24 protein-coding genes are annotated in these 25,872 nt (G+C 32.6%); 1 reads left to right on the top strand and 23 read right to left on the bottom strand.

Annotated features, from left to right (window positions below; translation table 11 throughout):
* Positions 1–51: 51 nt before the first annotated feature.
* From galE to NLJ82_RS25945, 4 genes are read right to left on the bottom strand one after another with little or no spacing between them, the layout of a single operon-like run.
* Positions 52–1,068 (bottom strand): UDP-glucose 4-epimerase GalE, encoded by a 1,017-nt coding sequence (gene galE / locus NLJ82_RS25930; RefSeq protein ID WP_000996526.1) that lies wholly within the window; start codon positions 1,066–1,068, stop codon positions 52–54.
* 40 nt (positions 1,069–1,108) lie between these two features.
* Positions 1,109–1,807, bottom strand: coding sequence for a sugar phosphate nucleotidyltransferase (locus tag NLJ82_RS25935; RefSeq protein ID WP_001201611.1), 699 nt, complete (start codon positions 1,805–1,807; stop codon positions 1,109–1,111).
* The gene (locus tag NLJ82_RS25940; RefSeq protein WP_001050066.1) at positions 1,804–2,775 is read right to left on the bottom strand and encodes a DMT family transporter; all 972 of its coding nucleotides are present in this window, start codon (positions 2,773–2,775) and stop codon (positions 1,804–1,806) included. The genes NLJ82_RS25935 and NLJ82_RS25940 overlap by 4 nt, the downstream gene beginning before the upstream one ends.
* Positions 2,756–4,636 (bottom strand): phosphotransferase, encoded by a 1,881-nt coding sequence (locus NLJ82_RS25945; protein ID WP_001163831.1) that lies wholly within the window; start codon positions 4,634–4,636, stop codon positions 2,756–2,758. The genes NLJ82_RS25940 and NLJ82_RS25945 overlap by 20 nt, the downstream gene beginning before the upstream one ends.
* Positions 4,637–4,884: 248 nt before the next feature.
* Here NLJ82_RS25945 and NLJ82_RS25950 point away from each other — a divergent pair, with 248 nt between their 5' ends.
* Positions 4,885–6,336, top strand: a complete 1,452-nt coding sequence (locus tag NLJ82_RS25950) for an oligosaccharide flippase family protein (RefSeq protein WP_001172488.1) — start codon at positions 4,885–4,887, stop codon at positions 6,334–6,336.
* A 64-nt stretch (positions 6,337–6,400) separates the two neighbouring features.
* On the opposite strand, the gene NLJ82_RS25955 is transcribed toward NLJ82_RS25950, so the two are convergent.
* The 19 genes from NLJ82_RS25955 to spoIIID all read right to left on the bottom strand — a co-directional run bounded on the left by NLJ82_RS25955 (position 6,401) and on the right by spoIIID (position 25,725).
* Positions 6,401–8,068 carry a hypothetical protein gene (locus NLJ82_RS25955; protein WP_000260570.1) on the bottom strand — a complete coding sequence of 556 codons (1,668 nt, stop codon included), beginning with the start codon at positions 8,066–8,068 and terminating at the stop codon, positions 6,401–6,403.
* A 41-nt stretch (positions 8,069–8,109) separates the two neighbouring features.
* Positions 8,110–8,835: a LicD family protein gene (locus NLJ82_RS25960; RefSeq protein WP_000505985.1), complete on the bottom strand. Its 726-nt coding sequence runs from the start codon at positions 8,833–8,835 to the stop codon at positions 8,110–8,112.
* Positions 8,836–8,876: 41 nt separating this feature from the next.
* Positions 8,877–9,695 carry an SGNH/GDSL hydrolase family protein gene (locus NLJ82_RS25965; RefSeq protein ID WP_001034185.1) on the bottom strand — a complete coding sequence of 273 codons (819 nt, stop codon included), beginning with the start codon at positions 9,693–9,695 and terminating at the stop codon, positions 8,877–8,879.
* 99 nt (positions 9,696–9,794) lie between these two features.
* Positions 9,795–10,709, bottom strand: coding sequence for a polyisoprenyl-teichoic acid--peptidoglycan teichoic acid transferase TagU (gene tagU / locus NLJ82_RS25970; protein WP_000727045.1), 915 nt, complete (start codon positions 10,707–10,709; stop codon positions 9,795–9,797).
* Between the two features lie 111 nt (positions 10,710–10,820).
* Positions 10,821–11,768: a mannose-6-phosphate isomerase, class I gene (gene manA, locus NLJ82_RS25975; RefSeq protein WP_000285522.1), complete on the bottom strand. Its 948-nt coding sequence runs from the start codon at positions 11,766–11,768 to the stop codon at positions 10,821–10,823.
* Positions 11,769–11,804: 36 nt separating this feature from the next.
* The gene (locus NLJ82_RS25980; RefSeq protein WP_000767076.1) at positions 11,805–13,178 is read right to left on the bottom strand and encodes a sugar phosphate nucleotidyltransferase; all 1,374 of its coding nucleotides are present in this window, start codon (positions 13,176–13,178) and stop codon (positions 11,805–11,807) included.
* 46 nt (positions 13,179–13,224) lie between these two features.
* Positions 13,225–14,352: a glycosyltransferase family 4 protein gene (locus tag NLJ82_RS25985; protein ID WP_000684574.1), complete on the bottom strand. Its 1,128-nt coding sequence runs from the start codon at positions 14,350–14,352 to the stop codon at positions 13,225–13,227.
* Between the two features lie 14 nt (positions 14,353–14,366).
* Positions 14,367–15,452 (bottom strand): glycosyltransferase family 4 protein, encoded by a 1,086-nt coding sequence (locus NLJ82_RS25990; protein WP_000727309.1) that lies wholly within the window; start codon positions 15,450–15,452, stop codon positions 14,367–14,369.
* Positions 15,453–15,467: 15 nt separating this feature from the next.
* Complete coding sequence (locus tag NLJ82_RS25995; RefSeq protein ID WP_000375150.1) at positions 15,468–16,772, bottom strand: hypothetical protein; 1,305 nt, start codon at positions 16,770–16,772, stop codon at positions 15,468–15,470.
* A 27-nt stretch (positions 16,773–16,799) separates the two neighbouring features.
* Entirely contained in the window at positions 16,800–17,633 is an 834-nt protein-coding gene (locus tag NLJ82_RS26000) for a glycosyltransferase family 2 protein (RefSeq protein WP_000703598.1), read from the bottom strand.
* Positions 17,634–17,696: 63 nt separating this feature from the next.
* A complete protein-coding gene (locus NLJ82_RS26005) occupies positions 17,697–18,362 on the bottom strand; it encodes a sugar transferase (protein ID WP_012644719.1) in 666 nt (221 codons plus the stop codon).
* A 27-nt stretch (positions 18,363–18,389) separates the two neighbouring features.
* Complete coding sequence (galU, locus tag NLJ82_RS26010) at positions 18,390–19,262, bottom strand: UTP--glucose-1-phosphate uridylyltransferase GalU (RefSeq protein WP_001045393.1); 873 nt, start codon at positions 19,260–19,262, stop codon at positions 18,390–18,392.
* A 239-nt stretch (positions 19,263–19,501) separates the two neighbouring features.
* Complete coding sequence (locus NLJ82_RS26015; RefSeq protein WP_000566190.1) at positions 19,502–20,269, bottom strand: tyrosine-protein phosphatase; 768 nt, start codon at positions 20,267–20,269, stop codon at positions 19,502–19,504.
* A gap of 108 nt (positions 20,270–20,377) precedes the next feature.
* Positions 20,378–21,079: a CpsD/CapB family tyrosine-protein kinase gene (locus NLJ82_RS26020; protein ID WP_001207168.1), complete on the bottom strand. Its 702-nt coding sequence runs from the start codon at positions 21,077–21,079 to the stop codon at positions 20,378–20,380.
* Positions 21,069–21,812: a YveK family protein gene (locus tag NLJ82_RS26025; RefSeq protein ID WP_000393168.1), complete on the bottom strand. Its 744-nt coding sequence runs from the start codon at positions 21,810–21,812 to the stop codon at positions 21,069–21,071. Before NLJ82_RS26025 ends, NLJ82_RS26020 begins: the two co-directional genes overlap by 11 nt.
* Positions 21,813–22,087: 275 nt before the next feature.
* On the bottom strand, positions 22,088–22,765 hold the full coding sequence (locus tag NLJ82_RS26030; RefSeq protein WP_000467925.1) for a CpsD/CapB family tyrosine-protein kinase: 678 nt from the start codon (positions 22,763–22,765) through the stop codon (positions 22,088–22,090).
* Positions 22,766–23,284: 519 nt separating this feature from the next.
* Positions 23,285–23,719 carry a 3-hydroxyacyl-ACP dehydratase FabZ gene (gene fabZ / locus NLJ82_RS26035; RefSeq protein ID WP_000931959.1) on the bottom strand — a complete coding sequence of 145 codons (435 nt, stop codon included), beginning with the start codon at positions 23,717–23,719 and terminating at the stop codon, positions 23,285–23,287.
* A gap of 570 nt (positions 23,720–24,289) precedes the next feature.
* Positions 24,290–25,291: a rod shape-determining protein gene (locus NLJ82_RS26040; protein ID WP_000457987.1), complete on the bottom strand. Its 1,002-nt coding sequence runs from the start codon at positions 25,289–25,291 to the stop codon at positions 24,290–24,292.
* 161 nt (positions 25,292–25,452) lie between these two features.
* Complete coding sequence (gene spoIIID, locus NLJ82_RS26045; protein ID WP_000544012.1) at positions 25,453–25,725, bottom strand: sporulation transcriptional regulator SpoIIID; 273 nt, start codon at positions 25,723–25,725, stop codon at positions 25,453–25,455.
* Between the last annotated feature and the right edge of the window lie 147 nt (positions 25,726–25,872).

The following is a 25,872-nucleotide window of genomic DNA, read 5'->3' on the forward strand; positions in this document are numbered from 1 at the left end:
CTATAGACATCTATCCCTATTACCTATAGTGTGTACACTAAAACCTTAATGCTATTTTGTGATATACCCATCTTTATTATTTGATTGCCATTTCCAAGAATCTGCACACATTTCTTCTAATCCCCGTTTTGCTTCCCATCCTAGTTCACGCTTTGCCTTTGATGCATCTGCAAAACATACCGCCACATCACCAGGACGACGCTCCGTAATTTTATAAGGAACTTTCTTGCCCGAAACTTTTTCAAATGCTTCAACCATCTCAAGTACACTATAACCTGTGCCTGTACCAAGGTTATAAGCATCTACTCCCGTTGTATTCAGTACTTTTTCAAGTGCCTTTACGTGACCATTCGCTAAGTCGACAACATGTATGTAATCACGAACGCCCGTACCATCCTTCGTTGGATAGTCATTTCCAAATACACTTAATTCCTTTAGTTTACCTACTGCCACTTGTGTGACATATGGCATTAAGTTATTTGGAATTCCATTTGGATCTTCTCCAATTCTTCCACTCTCATGTGCACCAAATGGATTGAAATAACGAAGTAATGCGATACTCCATGCCGCATCTGCAAATGCTACATCACGCATCATCTGTTCAATCATTAATTTCGTTTGACCATATGGATTTGTAGCACTTAATGGAAATTCTTCCGTAATTGGTGATGTTTCTGGAATACCATATACAGTTGCTGATGAACTAAAAATCATCTTCTTCACATTACGCTTTTGCATCACGTCACATAATACTAATGTGCTAATAATATTATTATTATAGTACATTAATGGCTTTGCTACCGATTCCCCTACAGCTTTTAAACCTGCAAAGTGAATAACAGCTTCAATTGTATTTTCCTCAAAAATTTTATTCAGTGCCTCGTAATTCTCAAGATCCTCTTTATAAAACTTAAATTGTTTTCCTGTTAACTCTTTCACTCGATTGATAGATTCTACTGAGCTATTTGACAAATTATCTACTACAATAATTTCATAATCATTATTCAGTAATTCCACGCATGTATGACTACCAATATATCCTGCTCCACCTGTTACAAGTATTGCCATGATTATAGTCCTCCAAAACAATTAAATATTTAAGTGACACTTAATTCCCTATTATAGCAAGCTTTCTTTCAACCATTTGTAGATCTTCAAGTGAATCAATTTCAAAACTATCATTTTTATTGATTTCATATAAGCGAACATCTAGATTTTTAATATTATCTTTCACGATATTATCCCAATATAATTCACTAAAATCTTCTTGAGTAACTACCTTTTCAATTTCTCTCACTATATAAGTTGCATCATTTTCAGACCAATATGAAATACCGCATAAAATATAATCATTGTGACCATTACCAACTTCAATATCATATACTCTATTATTTACATCATATTTAATAATCCACTCGTTACAAAAATCTTCTTTTTTCGCACTAAAATATAGAGATGACTTAGGTTGTTCAATAAATATATTACGATGCAAATATACATCTGCATCAACTACATATGCATTTGATAAATATTCTCTCACTAAGTACATAGTATAAATATTATTGTATATATTATATTTGTCATTATATACAATTTTAATATTTTCATATTTATCAGTAAGATAATTAAATTTTTCTGATAGATATCCAGTAACAATAATAATCTCTTCCATACCTTTTTCCTGTAAAAATTCAATTTGACGTTCTAACATAGGTTTACCATTTACTTCCACCAAAGATTTAGGTTTTGTTAAAGTCAATGGACGTAATCGTGTTCCCATGCCCGCTGCTAATAAAATCGCTCTCACGCTGCTTCACCTCTATATTTTTTCTTTCTAAACTCTTGTGAATCCGAAACTGTTAAAACAGCTCCCATAACAATCAGTAAACAACTAATTATTAATCCAACTGAAAGGGAAGTGCCTAGTATAAATATGGAAATTAAAATTGACCAAGCTGAATATGTAATATTTAATGCCATCGCTTTAGTAGGCCCCAATTCACGAATTGCTTTATAGTAAAAAACATATGACGCAGTTCCCACTAATGCAATAAAAATGATTAAAATAAAATCACTACTAACCACAACTTCTCTTGTTAAAAAATGTCCACCTAAAGAAGGTAAAATTACCAATCCATACGTAATAGATGAAACAAGCTGACGAATTTGTAAAGCTTCTTCTGGAGAAACTTCATTATCCTTCATACCGTATGCACAAATTACACACTCCAATCCCCAGCCTAAAACACAAATTAAAGAAAATAAAAAGCCTAAAATATAGCTTTCTGTGGAATTACTCACTCCTGTAAAACCTAATATAGTAATACCAGCCATACTAATTATAAGTCCTAACCAATTCCAGGAACGTAAACGTTCTTTGAGAAATATAAATGCAAAAAAAGCTCCTACCGCAGGGTATATTGCCGAAATGGCAGCTGTATACGATGCACCGATATACTTTACAGCTAACACATAAAAAGTCATACCTAACGGTCCACCTAACAATGCACCCAAAACAACAAATCGTCCACTTCTTGTTTTCAATTTTGAAAGTGCAGTCGCTAGGCTACCTTTAATTGCCATATAAACTATCATCCATATTGTAGACATAAAATCATGTAAAAAAGTGCTAACTAGAGGCGCAAGAAATATAACCTGTTTCGTCTCTAACATAATTGTTGAAGACAAAATGATTCCAATTAATACCGTATCTACAGCCCAAGCAAAGCCTGAAAAAACACCATATAGGATACCCTTACTTTGCTTTAGGTTCATAACAATATCCTCCATAATACTCTATAAATAATTGTATATTTTCTTTGGCTCGACGATAACGATCCATCCCATACGTACCAAAATCACTTCCTGTAGCTTCCTTGATTTTTGTCCAAATACTCCATAAAAAATCTTGAAAAATCTTATTCATTAATATTCTTTTTTTATGTAAAACCTCTATTTTTCCATTAAAATAGTACTTTAAGAACAGCTCCTCTTCTTCAACCGAAAAACCACTTTCTAGGCAATGAGCAGCAATATCCCACATTGGATCATTTAGCCCACCATATTCCCAATCAATTAAATAAATTTTATTTTCTCCACTTTTTACAAAGTTTTCAGGAACAGTATCGTTATGACACGGTGTTACCTTAATTTTCATATCCTCATAAACATCTCTTAATTTCATAACTTTTCTTTTAACTTGTTCATAATCATTAAAATTATCACCCCTTACTTTATCTAATAGTCCTTCATACTGTTCAATTTTTTCAAATACATTAAAACTATTGCTCATTAATGCATTCGAATTATGTAACTCCTTTAAGACTGCAGCTGTTAGCATCATATTATCATTACGTTTTGCAGTTTTTGGATTTAATGTTTCTGCATTAGGGATAAATTCCGCCAATTTCACACCTGTTTTTTCATTAAAATAAATTAGTTCTGCATCAATTCCTAGCTCACTTGCAAACTTTGAATTTACCATTTCATCATATCGGCTAATCATATTCTCAGTACCACTTCCAGGAATACGCAATACATATTCCGAATCATCCACACATACTTTAAAATTAGTATTAGTCATGCCACCAAATGGTTGAATGTCTGTAATTTTATCTTCCTGAATCCCTAATCCTTCTACAATACATTGCTTTATTTGCTTCTCTTTAAATTCGGCTTCCTTTCGCAATAAACGAGGATAGATTGTATTTTTAACAATTTCATATTGTTGTTTTGTATCAATCTCCGCCCATACAACATTTTGTAACTTCACGTACCCAATGTCATACGTTCTTGCAATATCTAAAAGTAAATATTCGTAATTTACATATGGATTTTGATTACATGCAAATATTTCTAACATTTGCTCAAAAACATCATATGAAACCTTTGAAATCCCAATCATTTCTCCATCAATACGATTTAATTGGTGAAAATCTTTAGAAATTTTATATAAATGTCCTTCTTGAATTTCAACAAAGGCCTCATCCCCAGAACCACTCTCATTTGTGATTAATACACAATCTCTTTCAGGATGCTTTAATACTTGCGCAATTGCATTTTCTTCTATTAGAATATCATCTTCAATTAATAAAAAATCATCATCGATTATTTCTTGAGCACAAGCAAGTGAAGCCATTGATCCTGTCCATTTGTATTCCTGATTCTCCACAAAATACAAGTTTTGATGTTTATTCCATGAAACAAATTTCTCCTTTTTGTACCCAGAAATAATAACTATCTTTTCAATACCATTATTTTTTAATATATCAACATTTCTATTTAAAAGTATTTTATCTCCTATAGACAATAAACCCGACGGCATCTCTAGCTCTTTCCGACTCCCAGCTGCTAAAATTACTGCCTGCTTAACCTTTTTATAACCAACTTGATTTATTTTAATTTTCTTTTTCTGAAGAATAGCTAATTCCCTTTGCAAAAAGGAAAACCCATTCTCCTCTAAATAATAACTTATATGCTTCCCTTTCTTCTCACTGGAAACATATTTTTTCTTTACTAGATCGCTAATAATATAATTGACCTTCCCTATCGAAATCCCACAATATTCCGCGATTTTTTTCTGATTTAGGTTTGGTTCTTGATTAATAATTTCTAATACACTTAATATATGTTGCACAACGAGGGCCCCCATAACATCGATGATATATTCATTTTTTGAATGTATCATCGATGTTATCATTAATAATTTATAATGTAAATGTTTTATAAAATTTAATTTCTTATTGTCCAAGAATATGTTATATATTACAATTATCTAGTTGTAGTTAACTTATGGTTTTAAATATATGTATAATATCCTATTTAAAAATCAAATATTTTTATGCTGTTTCTTATTGAAAACATCTAGAAGGGTTTGCTATAAAAATGCAAAAATCACTATTCAAAAATATTATTTACAAAGTATTACTTAATCTATTCAACTTGATTCTTCCAATACTGGTAGGCCCTTATGTCTATCGTACACTTGGGGCCTCTTCTATTGGAAACGTACAGTTCTCAGAATCTATTTTCAATTACTTTTTTATTTTTGCAGTTTTTGGAGTATACCAATACGGTATGCGAGAAATGAGCCTTATTAAACATGATAAAGAAAAAGTAAGCAAACTTTTTACAAGTTTATTCACAGTTACATTCATTACTAGCATACTTTCTCTAATCGTGTACCTTATATTCTCCTATATAGGCTATCGAGAAAGCATTATATTCCCTATATTACTTATTTATGGAATTAATTTCATCGGATCTATTTTCTATGTGGAATGGGTAAATGAAGCTTATGAAAATTATGATTTTATTACAATCAAAACTATAATTGTTCGAATTTTTTACGTAATATTCCTTTTTGTTTTAATAAAAGGTTCCGAAGACTATCACAGCTATGCTTGGTTATTGGTACTTTCAACCTTCCTTAATAACATCATTAGTTTTATTTATGTAAAACGCCGTGTTTCATTTAATTTTCAAGATATTGGTATTTCAAAACACTTAAAGCCATTATTTTTGGTTGTTATATTTTCAAACGCAAACATTTTATATACACAACTTGATCGCTATATGTTAGGACAGTATGTTGATACTAAATCTGTATCTTATTATGCTATGGCACAACAAATTATGAGTATTATCCATATGTTAATGTTAAGCATCATTCAAGTAACTATTCCTCGTTTATCTCATTTATCTGGAAATGAAGATAATGCTTCTTACATCAACTTATTGAATACTATTTCAAAAATTTATTTATGCTTCTTATTCCCAGCCTCGATTGGACTATACATTGTATCAGATGTTGGTGTGTATATTTATGGCGGAGCTGAATTTATTAATACTAGTACTGTCTTATCAATATTTTCCCTTTATATGATTTCCCTTGGCTTTGAATCTATTTTAGCCAATCAAGTTATCTATGTAAAAAAAGGAGAAAAAATGCTGGTTAAACTTATTTTTATATGTGGAGGGTTAAATTTATTTCTAAATATCACGTTGGTAAAATTAAACATTTTGTCACCATCTTCAGCTATTTTAACTACAACCTTATCTAATTTTTTACTGTTTACACTAGAATATATTTATATAAGAAAAGGATTAAAGATAAATTTCCGTTTATTTGAGTTATCAAAAATAAAATATGGATTTTATTCCCTATTATTTATCCCAACTTCCTATTTTATTCGATTATTTATCGCAGATCCAATCCCATTATTTATCACTTTAATCATAACTAATAGTCTACTCTATACACTTATTCTAATCTTGACAAAAGATGAGATTCTAATGCTATTTATAAACAAAATCAAAACTCGCTTTAATAACTAGACCTTCATTTATTAACCAAATAAAAAAATCATCCGTGACCTCTTCAAGTCACTAGATGATTTTTTTATTTTCCAATCAAACCATGCCCATGTAAATCCTCTATTAATTTCTTCATAGTACTAGCCAGCTCTTGTAATGAAACCGTTTCAGTGTCCCATTGACCATTGTTTCTATTACCACCTGGAATTTCCCATTCTTTTTTTCGTGCTCCTAAAACCTGAGATCCATTAATTTCTAAAGCCCCTCTATGAATCCTTATGATACCGTTTTGACTGATGGTTAATAGAGTTTTAGTGAATTCCTGATCAATCAACTCCATTTCACCCGATGCACTCATTCGAAGATACATTTTATTAGCTATATCAGATGAATCGACAATACATAATGCTCCTTCTATTTCTCTACTATCCACAAAAATAGTCCTCATTGATTTATCTGCACTTTTAGTTAAAAAGGAGTGTTCATTAGCTAAACGTCCCTCACACGTCGAAATATTATTATATTGAAATTTCCTTACATCCGCATTATTTGTAAAATTAAAAGCTACATTTTCTCCACAGCGAATATTTGAGGCCACAAAATTCGAAACTAACTCGTCAAATAAAAAACCATATGGTACATTTGAATTAATATAAAAATTATTATCTGTATTTTTTAATAAAACACTATTAATCCATGCAGAGGAAAATCGATTATTTGCTACATTTTCCAACCTTATAGCAAAGCGCTTTTTCTCCATATCCTGTATATCAAACCCATCTACTCCGCCACCAATTAAATTAAAAACTGTCGTCGCAATCTGACCACATAGGCCATGAATATAAATTCCATGCTGCGCATATCCATTCCTTAGTTTATTTGCAATAATTAAGACATTATGGAGATAGTATCCTCCAATATCTTCTGTTGTTTTTCGTTCAATCTCAATTCCATTTCCTCCAAAAAATTCAACAAATGTAATTTGTACATCTCGAAAATGTAATTCAGCCCCTAAGTCACCTTGATGATAGATGCCAGATTTTTTTGGGTTCCGATGAGATAATTTTTCAACTTCATAACTATGTGAATTTGTTGAATATATACCATATCCTCCACCATAAATATTAATATTCCTGAGAGGTCCAGTTACAAATTTATCTACTTTAAATGCTATCTGGTCCTCATTTCCTAATTCCATTTCAATATCTACATTTTCAATTATTGCTTGTGAATGCTCCTTAAAAGAACAATCGAATAACACTCCTTTACCTCTAAAGAATATTGTAGAGTTCTGAAAATTTATTTTTTGTCCAGCCCTGACTTTAACTGTTGATTTAAATATATATTGCCCTCTTGGGAATACAATTGGTTTCTCTATATCTACAGCATCTATTACCTTTTGTAAAACCTTCGAATAATCTATATCCGATTTTATTTCAATGTCATCTAAATTAACATATACTTTTCCCATTATCTCATTAATTATATTAGATCTCTTTTCTAGTGATTCCATTACTTGCTCTGAATCATTGTCTAATAAGCATTTATCTAATCTATCTAACTTATTCAAAATAATATTCTGCGTATCAATAATTTGAGAAATATAATTACTTTGCTCATCAATAATTGTATTTATTTCCTTAACATTGTACTTATAAATTTTTTTTACCCCTAAAAATTCCCTTAACTTTTTAATCATAAATTTTCTATTTACTCCTTTTAATAAAAATAAAAAGGATAATTTCACCACCACTACGGTAATTATCCTTTCAAATTTAATAATTTTAAATCATATTATTTATAAATCGCCTTTATACCATTAACCTCTATAGCTTGGATATTATTACCTGAATTAGCGTAATCCCACTCATCATCTTTTATCATAAAATTAGGACCATAGTTCTCAACAAGATATTGTTCAATGTTTATAGGACTTGGAAATTTTTCACCTTTAAACTCTATCTCATTAACTCCTAAAAATGTTGAAGTTGCTGTCTTTGCCTTCCAGCCCGTGACTATCTTATTATTTCCGTTTTCTTTTTTAATCATATTATCTGTTTCTTCAAAAAAATAACACCAGATTTTTTGTGTTTCCTCTAATCGATAATAATAAAATATATCAATATGCGCCTCTTTATACGTAAAAGTTTGTTCAACTATATTACCATTAATTCTAAATTCTCTTAAGGTCTTAATCCCCTTTCCATTTAGTGTTTTTTCTAGAGCTCTTTTTTTCTCTTCACTCACATTAAATGTGCCAAGATCCATGTCTAAATCATGCTCTATAAAGTCTTTTTCTCTAACTGCGCCTAATAATGTACCATAATCTAACCAAAATTCTTGTTTATGCTCTTTAAAGCTTTCTTTCATTAATAATAAACATTCTATTCCATAATTTTTAATGGCATCCCTTTTCCATTGCATTTTTCTATTAAAACGATATTTTAAGGGTTTTTTTAATATTGCATACATTAATTTATTACTTTTAATATATGTTTTAATTTTTCTTTTAAATCCCATTTTAAACTCTTCCTCACTTTATCTATTTAATTGATAACAGATTATTTCGCAATAAAATAATCTATTATATAATTCGCCCAAACCTCATATCCTTTAGCACTTGGGAAACCAAATTCTTCTTGTAGGTACGGTAGAATAGCCTTTGTTGTCGCATCAGGCCACGCTCCCCAATGATCTACATATGTATAGCCATTTTGCGTCGCAAATTGCTTTAACGCCTCAATTGCCTTCGGATAATTCTTCGCACCATACACTGGGTTTGATGGTTGAATCATAATTGTAGCACCCTTTGCACTAGTAGAAAGTGCTTGCACAAATTTCTGCGTACTTGCAACTGAGTTTCCATTACCAGTTTTACCATTGTCGGTAATAAATGGCGGTTCGAATAAAATCACATCTGGCTTTTCTTTCGCAATCTCTTTATCACGCTTATTTGCGATTAACTCATCTGTGCTTTCGCCCTTATATTCCTTTACCGTCACATTCCATAAACCTTTACCGTAAGCAGTTTCTAAGTTAGCCGTTAACTTAGCTGCCCAAGCATCTTTTGCAGATGAAGAAGCTTCATCACCAACAATAACAAGGTTTACTGCCTTTTTATCCTCAGCGGCTTTCTGTAACTTCTCTTTCACTTCATCTGGTAAATTCTTCGCATATGCTTCATTAAAAGATGACTTTGCATCTTGTTTCTTCTCTGATTTCTTCGCTCCACTATCTTTTACGTCAGCTTTTGTTTTCGTTACTTCACTCGTCTGCCCTGTTGCATTCGCAATCTTCTTATTCCAATATAATTTACCGCTCACAACCGAAGCGACAAACAATACAAAAATAACTAGGACAAGTACTGCTTTCTTATTCATCGATTCACCTCATCTATTATTCTCACAACATATAATACTAATATAAATTCACGTAAAAATAAACCCAACTCCTACCAAAGGAGTTGGGTTATTCCATAATTACTTAGCCACTTCAAGATGAGCTCTTAACTTATTCGTAATATCTTGTTTCGCTGCATCTGGAACATAGTAGTACCAAATACCATCAGCGGCTTTGTGGCCGTCCCCTGGGATTTGGATTTCTTCACTGTTCTGCATGCAATCTTTATAGTTCTTTTGAATATCAAACATTTGCTCTTGCGTTAAACTTGTTTTAACGTTTTTCTCAATCGCTTTTAATACATCACCGTAACTTGCTAGGGAAGATACACTTGCCCCTTTTTTGATTACTGCTTGAATAACTTGACGTTGGCGCATTTGACGACCAAAGTCACCACGAGTATCTTGGTATCTCATTCTAGAATATAACAATGCTTTCTCGCCATTTAAATGCAAATCACCTTTTGCATAATGAACACCGTCAATTGTAAAGTCCATATCATTATTAATATCTACTCCACCAACAGCATCAACAATATCTTTAAATCCTTCCATATTCACTTCAATATAATGATCAACAGGAACGTTTAAGAAATTTTCCACTGTTTTTACTGACATATTGATTCCACCGAAAGCATAAGCGTGATTAATCTTATCTTTCTTACCTTTTCCTACAATCTCTGTATAAGAATCACGTGGAATACTTGTAATCTTCATCGATTTTTTGGATGGATTTAGTGTAAATAACATTAAAGAATCCGAACGCCCTTGATCCTCACCACGTTGATCCACACCCATCATTAAAATTGAAATAGGCTTTTTATCAGATACATCGACTTTTTCTGAACGTTTATCCGATTTATCACGATCTAACGGCTTATGAACTGCATCTAATGTGTTAGATACATTAGAATATACATGATAAGCATACGCTCCGCCACCAATAATGAGTACTCCTATTATACCGAGAATCCAAAATAAAATTTTCTTTTTCATTTCTATACCCTCTTTGCTTATAATTACAAATAAAATACTAAGACTTCTTCATTATATTATAGCAATAATACTAAATGATAAAGTGAAATCACAAAATTAATGTGACCTACCCTACGGATGAGAGACCATTAAAGTCACATTTCCTTTTACAACAAAACTTTCAATTCCGGCTGGAAGGATAAAATGATCTCCTTTTTTTATACTAAATTCACCACTTACAGTTCTCAACATAGCTTCGCCTTCAATTACACTTGCTAATTGAAATGGTTGATTCTGTTGAAAAGATGCTTCCTCTTGAATCTCCCATTTATAAACAGAAAAATACTTTTCTTGTACATATCTAGTAACAATAGCACCATTCTCTTTTTCAATTTCAGGATAAACTTGATAATCATCATGAGGAATCATCGATACAGCAATTGATTTTTCAACATGTAGATCTCGCTTGTTTCCATCACTATCCATACGATCATAATCATACACACGATATGTTGTATCTGAACTTTGCTGTGTCTCTAATACTAATGTTCCTTCACATAGCGCATGGATGGTTCCGCTTGGTACATAGAAAAAATCTCCGGGTTTAATTGGTATTCGACGTAGTAATCGATTCCACTCGTTATTTTCAATTCTGCTCTTAAATTCTTCTTTAGTTTGAGCAGTATGCCCGTACACCATTTCAGCATTTTTTTTACAGTCAATAATATACCAACATTCTGTTTTCCCTAACTCACCATTTTCATGGATATTTGCAAATTCATCATTAGGATGTACTTGTACAGATAAATCTTTTTTTGCATCTAAAATTTTAGTTAATAAAGGGAATTGCTCAGCTTTATAGTTTCCGAATAATCCCCTATGTTTATCCCATAGTTGCTTTAATGTTAAACCTCTATATTTACCGCTCTTTACAATACTTGGTCCATTGAAATGAGCAGAAATTCCCCAGCATTCCCCAGTTGTTTGTGAAGGTAAATCATAATTAAATCCTTTTAGAGCTTCCCCTCCCCAAATTCGTTCCTGTAATACTGGTTGAAAAAATAATGGTTCTCTATACAAAATAATTCCACCTCTAGCTGCTTTTACTACTAATTTTTACTTCTTTAAATAACAAACTTCCTCTATTTCGTTCCAATGCATATAAATTCGAACAATATCTTCCTCAACTAATTCGCTACCTGATTGCACTTCAATAAACTCTAAGTCTGTAACAGCTTTGATTGCATGCTTCTGTCCAGGTTGAATTTCTAATACATCCCCAGAACGAACAACTCGTATTTCATCATCTAATACGAAAATACCTTCACCTTTTACAATTGTCCAAACTTCACTTCGATTATTATGATATTGATAGCTTAGATTTTTACTAGCTGTAATGCCTATACGTTTCGTTAATACTTCATTTCCATCATCATATTTAGTGTGATCTAGTACACGATACCAGCCCCAGCGACGTTCTTCATACATTGGTCTTTGATCCCAATCCCCCACTAATTCTTTCACTCGAGGGCTTGCATCTTTTTCTGAAACTAAAATACCATCTGGACTAACCGCTACAATTATATTAGAGAGACCTAATACCGAAACTGGTATATCTAACTCATTAATAATATGATTTTGCTCACACTCAACTCCCATATTTCCCTTACCGAGGATATTCGTCCCCATTTCTTCTGTAAGAGTATTCCAAGTTCCAAGATCTTTCCATGGACCGTTATAAGGAAGCGCAACAATATTTTCTGTTTTCTCTACTACTTCATAGTCAAAACTTATCTTTGGTAAAGTTTCATATTGTTGAACTAACACATCATATTGAACTGGAAGTCCTTTTTGATCTAATAGGGAGATAATTTTATCTAATTTAAATGCAAATACACCACTGTTCCAAAGTGCATTTTGTTTTAGTAACTCTTCCGCCTCAGCAGTAGCTGGCTTTTCTTTAAAATGACTTACTTGAATAAGTTCCTGTGTGCTTTTCTCTACATTCGGAACAATATAACCGTATTTTTCAGATGGATATGTAGGAGTAATCCCCATTAAACCTAGATCTGCATTTGAAGAGTTTAGTGTCTTTTCCAAATCCAATAGCCTTTCAAAGAAACTATTTTCTACATATGGATCTACTGGTAATACACCTATAACCTCTTCCAGATCAACGTGCTCTTTAGAATATAAATACGAAGCAGCAAGAGCGATTGCCGGGAATGTATCACGTCGTTCTGGCTCAATAATAATAGGTACACCATTTCCTAGCTGACTATTAATCATATCTACTTGAGATTTACTTGTAGCAATAACTGCATCATTTTCAATCCCTAAGCTTTTCAATTGTCCCCATACTCTTTGAACCATTGATTGCATTTCATCATTTTCATTTTTAAGTACTTTTAAAAATTGCTTAGAACGCGAATCATTTGATAATGGCCAGAGACGTTTTCCTGAACCACCAGATAATAATATTAATTTCATATTTCCACTCCCTTACCAAAAATAAAAAGGTGAAGATACTATCTCCTCACCCTAGAAATTTTTCTTTATATTTTTCCTCTACAATACTTCTAATCTCTTCTCTAAATCTCTCTGGAGAAAATCTTATAGCATTCTCCCTACAGTTAGATGGAGTAAACTTATCATAGCTTTTTTCAAATTCATTAATCTTCTCAATAATACTTTCAACAGTCTGCTCTTTAAAGAATAGACCAGTGGGTTTCTCATGATTTAAATCTAAAACAGTTTCTGTAGCTCCACCCTTACCATATGTAATAACAGGTGTACCACAAGCCTGTGCCTCAACTGGCGTAATACCAAAATCCTCTTCTGCAGCAAAGACAAATGCTTTTGCACGCTGCATATGACTTTTTAACACTTCAAATGATTGATAACCTAGAAGTTGAACATTGCTTTTAGCTTTTGCTTTCACCTTCTCAAAATCTGGTCCATCTCCGATTACAATCAATTTTTTATCTGGCATATGTGAAAAAGCTTCAACAATTAAATCAATTTTCTTATATGGTACCATACGTGATGCAGTTATATAAAAATCTTCTTTTTTCTCATGCAGTGTAAACGCAGAAATATCAACAGGTGGATAAATAACATCCGATTCTCTTCTATACACTTTCCATATTCTACGCCCAATAAACTTAGAGTTACCAATAAAATAGTCTACGCCATTTGCAGTTCGGTAATCCCAATTTCTTATTTTATGTAAAATAGATTTTGTTAACAGTCCCTTAAGGCCTTTTTCCAATTTTGCCTCTTTTAAATATTGATGCTGTAAATCCCATGCATAACGAATAGGTGAATGTACATACGATATATGCAATTGATCTGGTCCTGTTAAGACCCCTTTTGCTACAGCATGAGAACTAGAAAGAATAACATCATACTTTGATAAATCTAACTGTTCAATTGCTAAAGGCATTAAAGGAAGATAATTTCTGTACTTTTTCTTAGCAAAAGGTAATTTCTGAACAAATGTTGTACTAACCTTTTTATTCTTGATAAATCCACGATCTTTTTCATCTAAAAAATCTACTAGACTAAATATATCTGCTTCTGGAAAAACTTCAAGCATTTGTTCTAATACTTTTTCCGCACCAGCGTATGTTACTAACCAGTCATGAACGATAGCTATTTTCATACTCCAAAATTCTCCTATGCTAATTCTTTAATATAATTTATTAAAATTCTAGCAGCTAAGCTCCAACGATATTCTTTAGAAAATTCAAGGGCTTTGCTAGCTTGATTCACACGTAATATCTTATTTTCATATACTGATTCAATCTTATTAAGAAGGTCTTCTGGACTATTAGGATCAAAATAAATTGCATGCTCCTTACATATCTCAGGTATAGATGCTGCGTTAGATGCAATAACTACACACCCCATACGCATAGCTTCTAATGGGGGCAATCCAAACCCTTCGTATAATGAAGGGAATATAAAAATTCTCGCATTTTTATATAGAGCAACTAATTCCTCATCTGTCACATATCCTACCCATTTTATATTATGCCCAACTGAACTAGCCCCATCAGCAAAGATACCTGTTTGATTTCCACCTGCAATAACTACTTTTCCACTAAATCTCTTTGATTTAGCCAGTGCTTCTCCTATTACCCTAAAGTTTTTATTTGGATTCATACTACTAACCGCCAATATATAGTCATCTGCTTCCAAATCATTTTTACTAAGAATTTTTTCATCTGGATTAATATCGACTACATGATCTACACCATTGTAAATAACCCCTAATTTATTATCCATTTTTGGATAATACCTTAAAAGCTCTTCCTTTGAAAAATTAGAAACTGTGACAATTCTTCTAGAATTCCTTGAAAATTGTTTATATAGAAGTTTATACCAAAGTACAAACTTTTTTGAAAATCCTTCTGGTGCACTGCAAATAGCAGCATCATGAATCATAACTAATTGATTTTTCTTAATCATAGGTCCTGTATTGCATAGATTAATTAATAATTCTTTCTTCACAAATAAAGGCAGTTCAATTTGTTCCCATAAGTGTCCTTTTAGTATCCCTATAGATCTAATTTCTATATTTTTAAAAACTACATCTCTACATTCACAATTTGGAACCAAAATAATTATTTTATATTGACTAAAAATATTGCTTTTATTTAAAGTAATATCTAACTCTTTTACTATCTGTTCTGCGACTCTTTGCACGCCAGTTACATTTTGCGTTAAAAATCTACCATTTATATATATTTTTTTTTTCATTTTTAGCATCCTATTTTACATTTTATTTGTTTTTTGAACTTTCATCAAAAACATTCTGATAAATACATAAGTATATATACCGAAAAATATAGTTACCCATAAATCAGTTCTTCCTAATAAACTTAAATATGAAAAGAAAATAACTGCCGCAAGAGGGGACCTTTTAGAAATCATAAACACAATGGTATTTATTACAACATAAATCAATCCAAAAAATACATAACCATTCTCATTAAAGTTTAATACAGCTTCCCCAATTGGATGTGCTGCAATACCAACATTGGTAAGCCCTAAATTAAATGTACTTAGCCCTAAAGGAATATATTCCTTTGGTCTAAGCATTCCCGGTAATAAGGACCAAAATCCAGCTTGGTATCCTGAGGTTTCTACTATATTTCTTTTGGCTTCACTACCTAATACTTCAAAGATAAAATGTGAATACTGAGGTAATATAAATTCATGAAAGGACATTATTAAATTATCAAATCCAACCCATCCTTCTCTCAATAAAGGTAGTAGCAATAATAACAATACAGCAAAGACACCTAATACCATTTTCTTCATCCTAGAAATACCACTAAATAGAAAAACAGCTATTATACATATATATATTTCCTTTCGGGCTCCTACCAATAATAGTGGTAGCCAAGCAAACAACACAATATTTAAAATAATGAACTTCTTTCCATATTCAATTTGTTTATTAATAACATACGTTATTAATATTATACTTAAAGGAATCATAACAATTTGATGATAAAATCCTACTTGTTCAAACAAAATCGTAGCATAAACTCGAGGGTTCTCTAATAAAGCTTTTATACCTATTACAAATATTATCCTATACCAAAAATATAATCCCATTATACCTAAAAGAGCCAACATCATTTTTAATTTACCATATGGTAAATTAAAAATGATGTTAATAAATTCTCTTTCAATAAAACTAACATCTGGAAATTTCAACATCATTTTTAATAATAATAAAGTTAAATGGCATACAATAATAACAACCAAACTTTTACTAGTTACTTCAAATATAATGTACTGAGGAATTTCAAAGTACATAAAACCTAAGGAAGCTGCTATAAAAGCCGATACTGAATACAATGAAATAAACATAGTTATTATACCAATTAACCCTATACTACTTTTAGGAGAAATCAAAATTTGAAAACCTAAGACAAATAACCATACTAGGCTCATTTGTAATAAGTTACTTTCATTAATATCTACAGATACATACCAAACTATCATTAAAATATTAATAAAGACCAAAATTAAATTAAGTAAGATTTTATTAAAAGCCTTTCGATCCATATATTCTCATCCTTATGATAAATGTTCTTATCTTGCTAAATACCCTTTTATTCGCCCTTTAAACGAAGCATAATAATATTTCATTTTCCCTATACTGTATATAGATATAAAAATACCTATTCCTGCTTTTATAATTGCTTCAAATTTTTTCAAAGGATGATAATTATGCTTATTCAAAACTCTTAAATAACCTGCTCCATAATAATAAGCACGTTTACAGGTTTTTTCATTATATTCAATTAATGGATTTTCATGTAAAACTATAATTTTAGGTACATAATACCCTTTAAACCCCGCTCCTAAGCACCTTAATATAAAGTCAGTTTCCTCTCCTGATCCAAATATAGTCCCTGATCCAGCCCCTAATTCTTCATCAAATCCACTTACTCTTTCTAATATCTCTTTTTTACAAAATAGTGTAACTGATACTCCACATACCCATGCATTATTTTTATTAATCTCGCAAGGCTTTTCATTAAATTTACTAACAGAAATATTTCCATTATCATCATTACACATACCCGTCACAAAATGGTATTGAGGGTTTTCCTTTAGAAAGTCCATCACTTCTTGTAGTGTATTCTCTCTATACTTACAATCATCATCTGGGAATGCAACAATATCCCCTTCAACCTTTTCCAATCCTATATTTCTTGCTTTAGATAAGCCAGGACTAGATTTAATATATTTAATGGTAAATAGTTTTTTATATCCTTCAATTAGATTTTCTACTCTATCATGTTCATTCTGATCGACCACTATCAATTCAAAATTATTGTATGTTTGTTTTTTTAGAGATTCTAAAAAAAGCCTGATATCCTCCAACCTACCAATAGTTGCCATCACTAGAGATATTTTCATAAAATATGTCTCCTTAACTAAATGTCTCTTACAATTAAATCTGAATTACACATGTTATATTCATTAATAAGCACCTTTCCTCATTACAACTTGTATTGCTGTTAAAACAAGGATTTTTAAATCTAGCAATATAGATTGATTATCCACATAATATAATTCTATATCAACTCTCTCTGGATATCCTATATCGCTCCGACCACTAACCTGCCAATAGCCTGTCACCCCAGGTTTAGCTGATAAAAACTTTTCTTTTTTCTCTCCGTACTCTAATAGTTCTTCTTCTACTACAGGTCGAGGCCCTACTAAACTCATCTCACCTTTTATTACATTAATAAATTGTGGCAACTCATCTAAACTAGTTTTACGTAAAAATTTCCCTATTCCAGTTATTCTAGGGTCCTCATGCGGTTCTAGTTTATAATTATTTTCTATGTACTTTGTATATAATTTTTTGTCTTCTTTAAGTTTTTTATCTGCATTGATAACCATAGATCTGAATTTATATATATAAAATACTTTTCCGTTTCTTCCAATTCTCTTTTGTTTAAAAAATACTGGCCCTCTCCCATCACCAAATCCATACAATATAGGAATCAAAATGAAAAATGGTGAGAAAATTATAAATCCAATAATAGCACCTAAAATATCTACTCCCCTCTTCATAACAGCATTCATTACATTTTGTTTAGAAATACTTTCATCTTTATTTATTACATAGGTTTTATTCATTTTTGGTTCGCCCAAATCTTTCACTCCTTAACGATCATTATTTAATTTTTTTTTGATAAACTCTAAGAGATTTTGCCTTAATTCCCTATTTTTTAATGCCAATTCAACTGTTGTTTTAATAAATCCTAGCTTTTCCCCAACATCATAACGAGTTCCTTCAAAATCATAAGCAAACACACGTTGAATTTCATTTAATCTTTGAATTGCATCTGTTAACTGAATCTCTCCACCAGCACCCGTTTGTTGATTCTCTAGGAACACAAAAATTTCTGGCGTTAACACGTAACGACCCATAATTGCTAAATTTGATGGTGCTGTACCTTCTGCTGGCTTTTCAACAAATTGACGTACTTGATAACGACGATTGTTTTGTTCAACTGGATCGATAATACCATAACGATGTGTTTCATTTTCAGGTACTGTTTGTACACCGATAACTGATGATTGTGTACCTTCATATTGATCCATTAATTGACGTAAACATGGCGTTTCTGCTTGTACAATATCATCGCCAAGTAATACGGCAAATGGTTCATTTCCAATGAATTTACGTGCACACCATACTGCGTGTCCCAGGCCTTTCGGTTCCTTTTGTCTTATGTAATGAATGTTAATTCTTGAAGAAGCTTGTACTTTCTCAAGCATTTCATACTTACCTTTTTCTAAAAGGTTTTGTTCTAGTTCAAATGAATGATCAAAATGATCTTCAATCGCGCGTTTTCCTTTTCCAGTAACAATAATAATATCTTCAATTCCTGATTCTATCGCTTCTTCTATTATGTATTGAATTGTTGGTTTATCGACGATAGGTAACATTTCTTTCGGCATTGCTTTCGTTGCTGGTAAAAATCTCGTCCCAAGACCAGCAGCTGGAATAATTGCTTTTCTTACTTTGTTCAAATATATCCCCCACATTTTTATATTTATATGTAACAATAACAAAAACCCTACCTATAAGGTCATAATTATAACTCCATAGGTAGAGTTTCTATCATAAATAAATTATTGGGCATCTAACCCATCCTCACACCATACTCCCGACAACAAGCGTCTAAGGTAGGCATGAAATACAATTTCTACCCACAGTACGACCGAGTGCCTCCATTGATAACGGTTAGGAGACATCACCAATTCTTTATTTAAAAAATACCGAACAATTTTTTGCGTCGAATTTGTTCTGGATCTTCTTTATAAATTGCTTTACCGCTAATGATTAAATACGGATTCTCTCTTAAATCATTCATAACAGTTGCGCCGAATTCTTTCTCTATAAGTGCATAACTTTCTGCTAGATGAAATCCTCTTGATGTTGTATTATGTGCATCCGATGCGATCATATGGGTTAAATTATGTTCCACAAGCTGCAATGAAAATTTTTTGATTTTTTTACCAAACTTACCTAGTAAACTACCTGCCGTTACTTGTGTTAATGCACCTTTATTAACAAGGTTATATAACTTAGCTGGTCGCTCGATTAACTCGGCATTACGTTCAGGGTGAACGATAATTGGGATCATTCCTTTTACACGTAGTTCATACAAAAGTTGTTCTGCATAACGAGGTACATGATTAGATGGAAATTCAATGAATATGTATTTGTTTGTTTCATTTAACGTAACGATTTTACCAGCTTCATAGTCTTCTAATAAATCACCGTATAACCTGACCTCCTGCCCTGGTAAAACTTTCAGCGGGATTTCATGTTTTTCTAATTCATCATTTAATTGCTTCACTTGATGAATAATAGAAGTACGCTCATTTACATATTTTCCATTTTGATGATGTGGTGTTGCGACAATTGTATGTATTCCTTCTACCACAGCTTGTTGCGCCATCGCTAAACTATCTGTTACTGTCTGTGCACCATCATCGATGCCATGTAAAATGTGACAATGTAAATCAATCATTTATTTTCCTCCCTCTCTCATAGTAATCTTTTTCCCCTTGAATATGAGACTTCTCTCATATTCAAGGGGAAAAAGGAGATATGTTCCTGCCATATCTCACTCTTTTAATTAATTAGTACCGTAGTAATAATATAAGCTTTGTTCGCGCTCACGATCGTTCAGGACGACGCCTAACAGTTTACCTTTTGCTGATTCTAATAAAGCTTTCGCCTTTACTGCGGTTTCTTTCTCTGTCAATTCACTACGAACGACAAGAATAGAAGCATCACATACATTTGCCATAATTTGCGCATCGGTAACGGCTAAAATCGGTGGTAAATCAAAAATGATCAAATCGTACATACTGTATGCTTGTGCAAGAAGCTCTTGCATCGACTTCGAACCTAATAACTCTGCCGGATTAGGTGGAATTGGACCACAAGCTAAAAAGTGCAGATTATCAACTGATGTTGTTTGTACACATTTCTCTAAACGTTCACTATGTGTTAATACGTTCGTCAATCCGAAAATATTATCTACTTGAAACATTTGATGCATCGCTGGTTTGCGCATATCTGCATCAATTAATAATACTTTCTTTCCTTGTTGGGCGAACACGACTGCCATATTCGCTGTCGTCGTTGTTTTCCCTTCACTCGGGTTCGCAGATGTTACCATTAATGAATGTAAATTCGTATCAACAGCTGCAAATTCGATATTCGTTCGAATATTACGATATTGTTCTGAAATTGGTGATTTCGGTTGTTGATGAGCAATTAATTGACGACGTTGACGATGATTCTTTTTCTTTTTAAATAAATTAAGAGCCAATTGTTTGTCCCCTCACTTTTCTTGATGATGGAGCATGTGATTTCACATTTGTTGTTTCTTCATCCATACGAGCTACAATACCTAACACTGGTAAACCAAGTAAGTTTTCTACATCTTCTTCTTTTTTTACTGTATTATCTAAGTATTCTAGTAAGAATGAAAGACCAACTGCAGCCATTAAGCCAACAACGAAGGCAATTGCCACATTTAACATTGGACGTGGTTTAATTGGAGATTGATTTTCCGTAACTTCTGCTTTGGACAGTACTGTTACGTTATCCACGTTCATAATTTTTGCAACTTCACCTTTAAATACATCTGCAGTAGCATTTGCAATATCGCGAGCTAAACTTGGACTTTTATCTTGCGCAGTTACTGTTACAACTTGCGAATCTTTTTCATTCGCAACCTCAATTTTTTTATTTAGGTCCTGAATTGTTATATTTAATCCTAGTTTCGACTTCACTTGATCTAAAATAACAGGACTTTTAATAATAACTTTATATGTATTCGTTAGTTGAATATTTGACTGAATTTCCCCCAACTGAATAGCTGTCCCTTCTTGTTTCTTTTGGTTAACAAGAATTTGCGTAGAAGATTGATAGATTGGTGTCATAAAGAAGAAGCTAATGATAGCACTTACTATAGCGGCACCAAAGGCGATTATGAGGATCATTGCTAGACGCTTTTTTAAGATAAGAAATAACTCTTTCAAACTAATTGTTTCTTCCATAAGTTCCTCCAACTTTCTAAAATTTGCACATAAGAAAAATTATAACATATTCATCTTACATTTTTTTATTTTAATAAATTATTTAATACGAGCTCATAACAAACAAATATAATCTTACAAAATAATCTTAAATATGACAACACATTCCATCGATTTCCCAAAACTTCCATTATATCATTATTTTCATATAGTTAAATAAAAAATTAATAAAAAATTCAAAAAAGCCGATAAAAATATTTATCAGCTTTTAAATTTACTATTACATACATTATTCTCTAATAATATCCATATTGTTCCTTTTCTTCCCTCTTATCATTTAAAACAACACCAAGTAATTTACCAGAAGCTTTGTCTAATATTTGCTTCGCTTTTAAGATTTTATCTTTTTCTGTTTTTTCACTACGTACGACCAGTACGATTCCATCACATTTGTTCGCTAAGAGTTGTGCATCGGTAACCGCAAGGACTGGTGGTGTGTCGATTAAAATAATATCAAACATGTTATATGCTTCTAGTAATAGCTCATCCATTGCCCGGCTACTTAATAGTTCAGCTGGGTTTGGCGGTATTGGACCTGAAGCCATTAAATAAACATTCTCTATATCTGTTTTTTGAATACATTGCATGAATTTCGCTTGTCCTGATAATAGGTTCGTTAAGCCATTAGGGCTATGAACAGCAAATAAGTTTTGAATTGTTGGCTTACGTAAGTCTGCTCCAATTAACAATACCTTTTTCCCTTGTTGACCGAAAACAACTGCTAGATTGGAAACAGTCGTTGTTTTTCCTTCACCCGGATTTGCCGAGGTGACAACAATAGAACGAATACTGCTATCTATAGATGTAAACTCAATGTTTGTACGGATGTTACGGTATTGTTCCGCAATACGTGACTTAGGCTCTTTATGTGTAATTAATTGTCGTAATGGTTTTCTTTTTTTTCTCCCGAACATGGTACGATCTCCTCTTTTCAAAATGCGACACTTTCCCCTTTATCTCTCTATGTTCGATATGCTACGCCCATTTTTCATTTACTGATACTGTTAATTTTACCCATCACTTTCTTCTACACTTCATCATAACCAATCATAATAAGCTTTGTCCTATCTCATAACCTTTATAATGTGACAAGCGCGTCTCTATTTTTATCGCGCTATCATTTATCCCGCTTTAATGGGCAGTAAGACCCCCACCTCAAAATTCAGCGAAAGCAAAGAAATTAGGTGGGGGATCAACTGCCCATAAAAGTCCGATTGGTTCAACTAATAATCAGTGGGGGATGAAGAAAACCCCCACTGATTAAAGTTTCACTTTATCTTAATTCCAAGATATTTATAGCGTCATTATATACGAACTTCCATTCATTTACAACAAGAATTCTGATTAATCTGTATTTTAATGTTTCGGACAAAAAATATATGAATGAAAAAAAATTCTCCTGCATGTTGCAGAAGAATTTTTTTCATTCACATCTATTCTTTTTTATCACCAATCGCAAATGTAATTTCAGCTTCACATGCAACTTCACCATCTACTGTTGCGATTGCTTTTCCTTTTCCGATTGGACCACGTACACGTGTCATTTCTACTTCTAGACGAAGTTGATCACCTGGACGTACTTGTTTTTTGAAACGACAATTGTCGATACCTGCGAAGAAAGCAAGTCTTCCGCGGTTTTCTTCTTTCTTTAATACAGCAACTGCTCCAACTTGTGCTAATGCTTCTACAATAAGTACACCGGGCATAACTGCGTAGTCAGGAAAGTGCCCGTTAAAGAATTCTTCGTTTGCGGATACATTTTTAATTCCAACCGCTCTTTTTCCTTCATCTACTTCTAATATTTTATCAACAAGTAAAAATGGATAGCGGTGAGGAATGATTTCTTTAATTTGTTCTATATTTAGCATATAACAATCGCCCCTTTTGTAATATTGGTCTTACCACTTGGACATATTGTCTATTATCCCATTTTGTTTATTGTTTGTCATTATAAAGTGAAACTTTAATCAGTGGGAGATTCACCCCCACTGATTATTAGTTGAACCAATCGGGCTTTTACGGGCAGTTGATCTCCCACCTAACTCCCTTGTATTCTCCAAATTTAGAGGTGGGAATCTTACTGCCCGTTAATGCGGGGTAAAGTGAAACTTTACTTCCTATTTATAAAAAAATGCATACACTCTATTTTCTTAAAATAGTTGCATATCCTTGCAACTGACACGGAGGTAGAAAAGAGTGTATGCCCAGATTAGGGAAAGGCAATATGTATTTGAACATGATTTGCCTTAATGTCGTATTCGACTCATTATATTATAAACGTTTTCAAATACGGAAATATTAAATTTAACCATATATATGAATATTTTACCTATATTCTTCGTTTTTCTTTATTTTTCTTCTATTTTCTCAAAAAATCGAAATAAAAAAATAAAAATACAAAAAAAAGAACTAAGGTTTACACCTTAGTTCCTTTCACTTTATCGTAAAGCACGCTTTGGTAATCTATCGATATTCTCTAACATAATACCTGTACCAACCGCAACGCAGTGCATTGGGTTTTCAGCAATTAATACTGGTACTTTTAGTTCTTCTGCTAGGAGCATGTCAATGCCGTGTAGTAAAGCTCCACCGCCTGTTAGAATGACACCGCGGTCGATGATGTCCGCTGATAATTCTGGTGGTGTGCGCTCTAGTACGCCTTTTGCAGCTTGTACAATAACAGCCGCATTTTCTTTTAATGCTTCTGTAATTTCTTCTGAACATACTGTAATTGTGCGTGGTAAACCTGTTACCATGTCACGTCCGCGAATTTCAAGTTCTTCGCTACGTGCACCTGGGAATACTGTACCAACTTTAATTTTAATATCTTCTGAAGTACGTTCCCCGATTAATAGCTTATACTTACGTTTAATGTAGTTTAAGATCTCCATATCAAACTTATCGCCAGCCATTTTGATAGAGGAAGAGGTAACAATATCACCCATAGATAGTACAGCGATATCTGTTGTACCTCCACCAATATCAACAACCATGTTACCGCTTGGTTGGAAGATTTCCATACCAGCACCAACTGCGGCTACTTTTGGTTCTTCTTCTAAAAATACTGTTTTACCACCTGAACGTTCAGCAGCCTCACGAATTGCTTTTTGTTCTACTGATGTGATATTTGTTGGACAACAAATTAAAATGCGAGGTTTTGAAAAGAAGCTCTTTACGTCCAATTTGTTAATGAAATACTTTAACATTGCTTCTGTAATTTCGAAATCTGCGATTACACCATCTTTTAGTGGACGAATGGCTACAATATTACCAGGCGTACGTCCCACCATACTTCTTGCTTCTTCACCTACTGCTAATACTTTGCCTGTGTTACGATCAATAGCAACAACAGATGGCTCATTTAATACAATACCCTTACCTTTAACATGGATTAATACGTTAGCCGTACCTAGGTCAATTCCGATATCTCGCGCAAACATTCCCGTTTTTTCCTCCTCGATATTCAAAATCAGGTTACACCCGAATTCTTTTACACCTAATTTCTGATTTTATCATAAATTTAACAGAAACGTAATATTCGCAAAAAGAATTCTTCTGAAAAATATTACCGAATTGAAACGGAATGTTTACGATCGCATATTTATTGACGTACCGGCTTTTCTACATCTTCTTTTCTATACTTTTGCTTTGTTGCTTCTCCGCCTCTTAAATGACGAATAGACTTATGATAATCAAGAATTTCTTTCACTTCATTTGCGAGCTCTGGATTAATTTCTGGTAGACGTTCCGTTAAGTCTTTATGGACTGTACTCTTTGATACCCCAAATTCCTTTGCAATGACACGCACTGTCTTTCTTGTCTCCACGATATACTTACCAATCTTGATAGTTCTCTCTTTGATGTAATCGTGCACACCACTCGCCTCCCTAAATTGGATGTGAGAAGGGTGAAATGAGCCTCGCTGCATACGACTTAGAAGTAAGTGTGAGTGCTGTTTGTAAGCGTTAAACATTCTTGGATTTATAATGAAATGATTCACGATTTCTCACCTCAAACACTC

The organism is Bacillus paranthracis, from assembly GCF_024296885.1.
Taxonomy (GTDB): Bacteria; Bacillota; Bacilli; order Bacillales; family Bacillaceae_G; genus Bacillus_A; species Bacillus_A paranthracis.

Excerpts from the sequence above, each read along its gene's own strand:
- galE (WP_000996526.1), bottom strand. The coding sequence starts at position 1,068 with ATGGCAATACTTGTAACAGGTGGAGCAGGATATATTGGTAGTCATACA.
- NLJ82_RS25940 (WP_001050066.1), bottom strand. The coding sequence starts at position 2,775 with ATGAACCTAAAGCAAAGTAAGGGTATCCTATATGGTGTTTTTTCAGGC.
- NLJ82_RS25950 (WP_001172488.1), top strand. The coding sequence starts at position 4,885 with ATGCAAAAATCACTATTCAAAAATATTATTTACAAAGTATTACTTAAT.
- NLJ82_RS25960 (WP_000505985.1), bottom strand. The coding sequence starts at position 8,835 with ATGGGATTTAAAAGAAAAATTAAAACATATATTAAAAGTAATAAATTA.
- NLJ82_RS25965 (WP_001034185.1), bottom strand. The coding sequence starts at position 9,695 with ATGAATAAGAAAGCAGTACTTGTCCTAGTTATTTTTGTATTGTTTGTC.
- tagU (WP_000727045.1), bottom strand. The coding sequence starts at position 10,709 with ATGAAAAAGAAAATTTTATTTTGGATTCTCGGTATAATAGGAGTACTC.
- NLJ82_RS25980 (WP_000767076.1), bottom strand. The coding sequence starts at position 13,178 with ATGAAATTAATATTATTATCTGGTGGTTCAGGAAAACGTCTCTGGCCA.
- NLJ82_RS25985 (WP_000684574.1), bottom strand. The coding sequence starts at position 14,352 with ATGAAAATAGCTATCGTTCATGACTGGTTAGTAACATACGCTGGTGCG.
- NLJ82_RS25990 (WP_000727309.1), bottom strand. The coding sequence starts at position 15,452 with ATGAAAAAAAAAATATATATAAATGGTAGATTTTTAACGCAAAATGTA.
- NLJ82_RS25995 (WP_000375150.1), bottom strand. The coding sequence starts at position 16,772 with ATGGATCGAAAGGCTTTTAATAAAATCTTACTTAATTTAATTTTGGTC.
- NLJ82_RS26000 (WP_000703598.1), bottom strand. The coding sequence starts at position 17,633 with ATGAAAATATCTCTAGTGATGGCAACTATTGGTAGGTTGGAGGATATC.
- NLJ82_RS26005 (WP_012644719.1), bottom strand. The coding sequence starts at position 18,362 with ATGAATAAAACCTATGTAATAAATAAAGATGAAAGTATTTCTAAACAA.
- NLJ82_RS26015 (WP_000566190.1), bottom strand. The coding sequence starts at position 20,269 with ATGATTGATTTACATTGTCACATTTTACATGGCATCGATGATGGTGCA.
- NLJ82_RS26025 (WP_000393168.1), bottom strand. The coding sequence starts at position 21,812 with ATGGAAGAAACAATTAGTTTGAAAGAGTTATTTCTTATCTTAAAAAAG.
- NLJ82_RS26030 (WP_000467925.1), bottom strand. The coding sequence starts at position 22,765 with ATGTTCGGGAGAAAAAAAAGAAAACCATTACGACAATTAATTACACAT.
- fabZ (WP_000931959.1), bottom strand. The coding sequence starts at position 23,719 with ATGCTAAATATAGAACAAATTAAAGAAATCATTCCTCACCGCTATCCA.
- NLJ82_RS26040 (WP_000457987.1), bottom strand. The coding sequence starts at position 25,291 with ATGTTTGCGCGAGATATCGGAATTGACCTAGGTACGGCTAACGTATTA.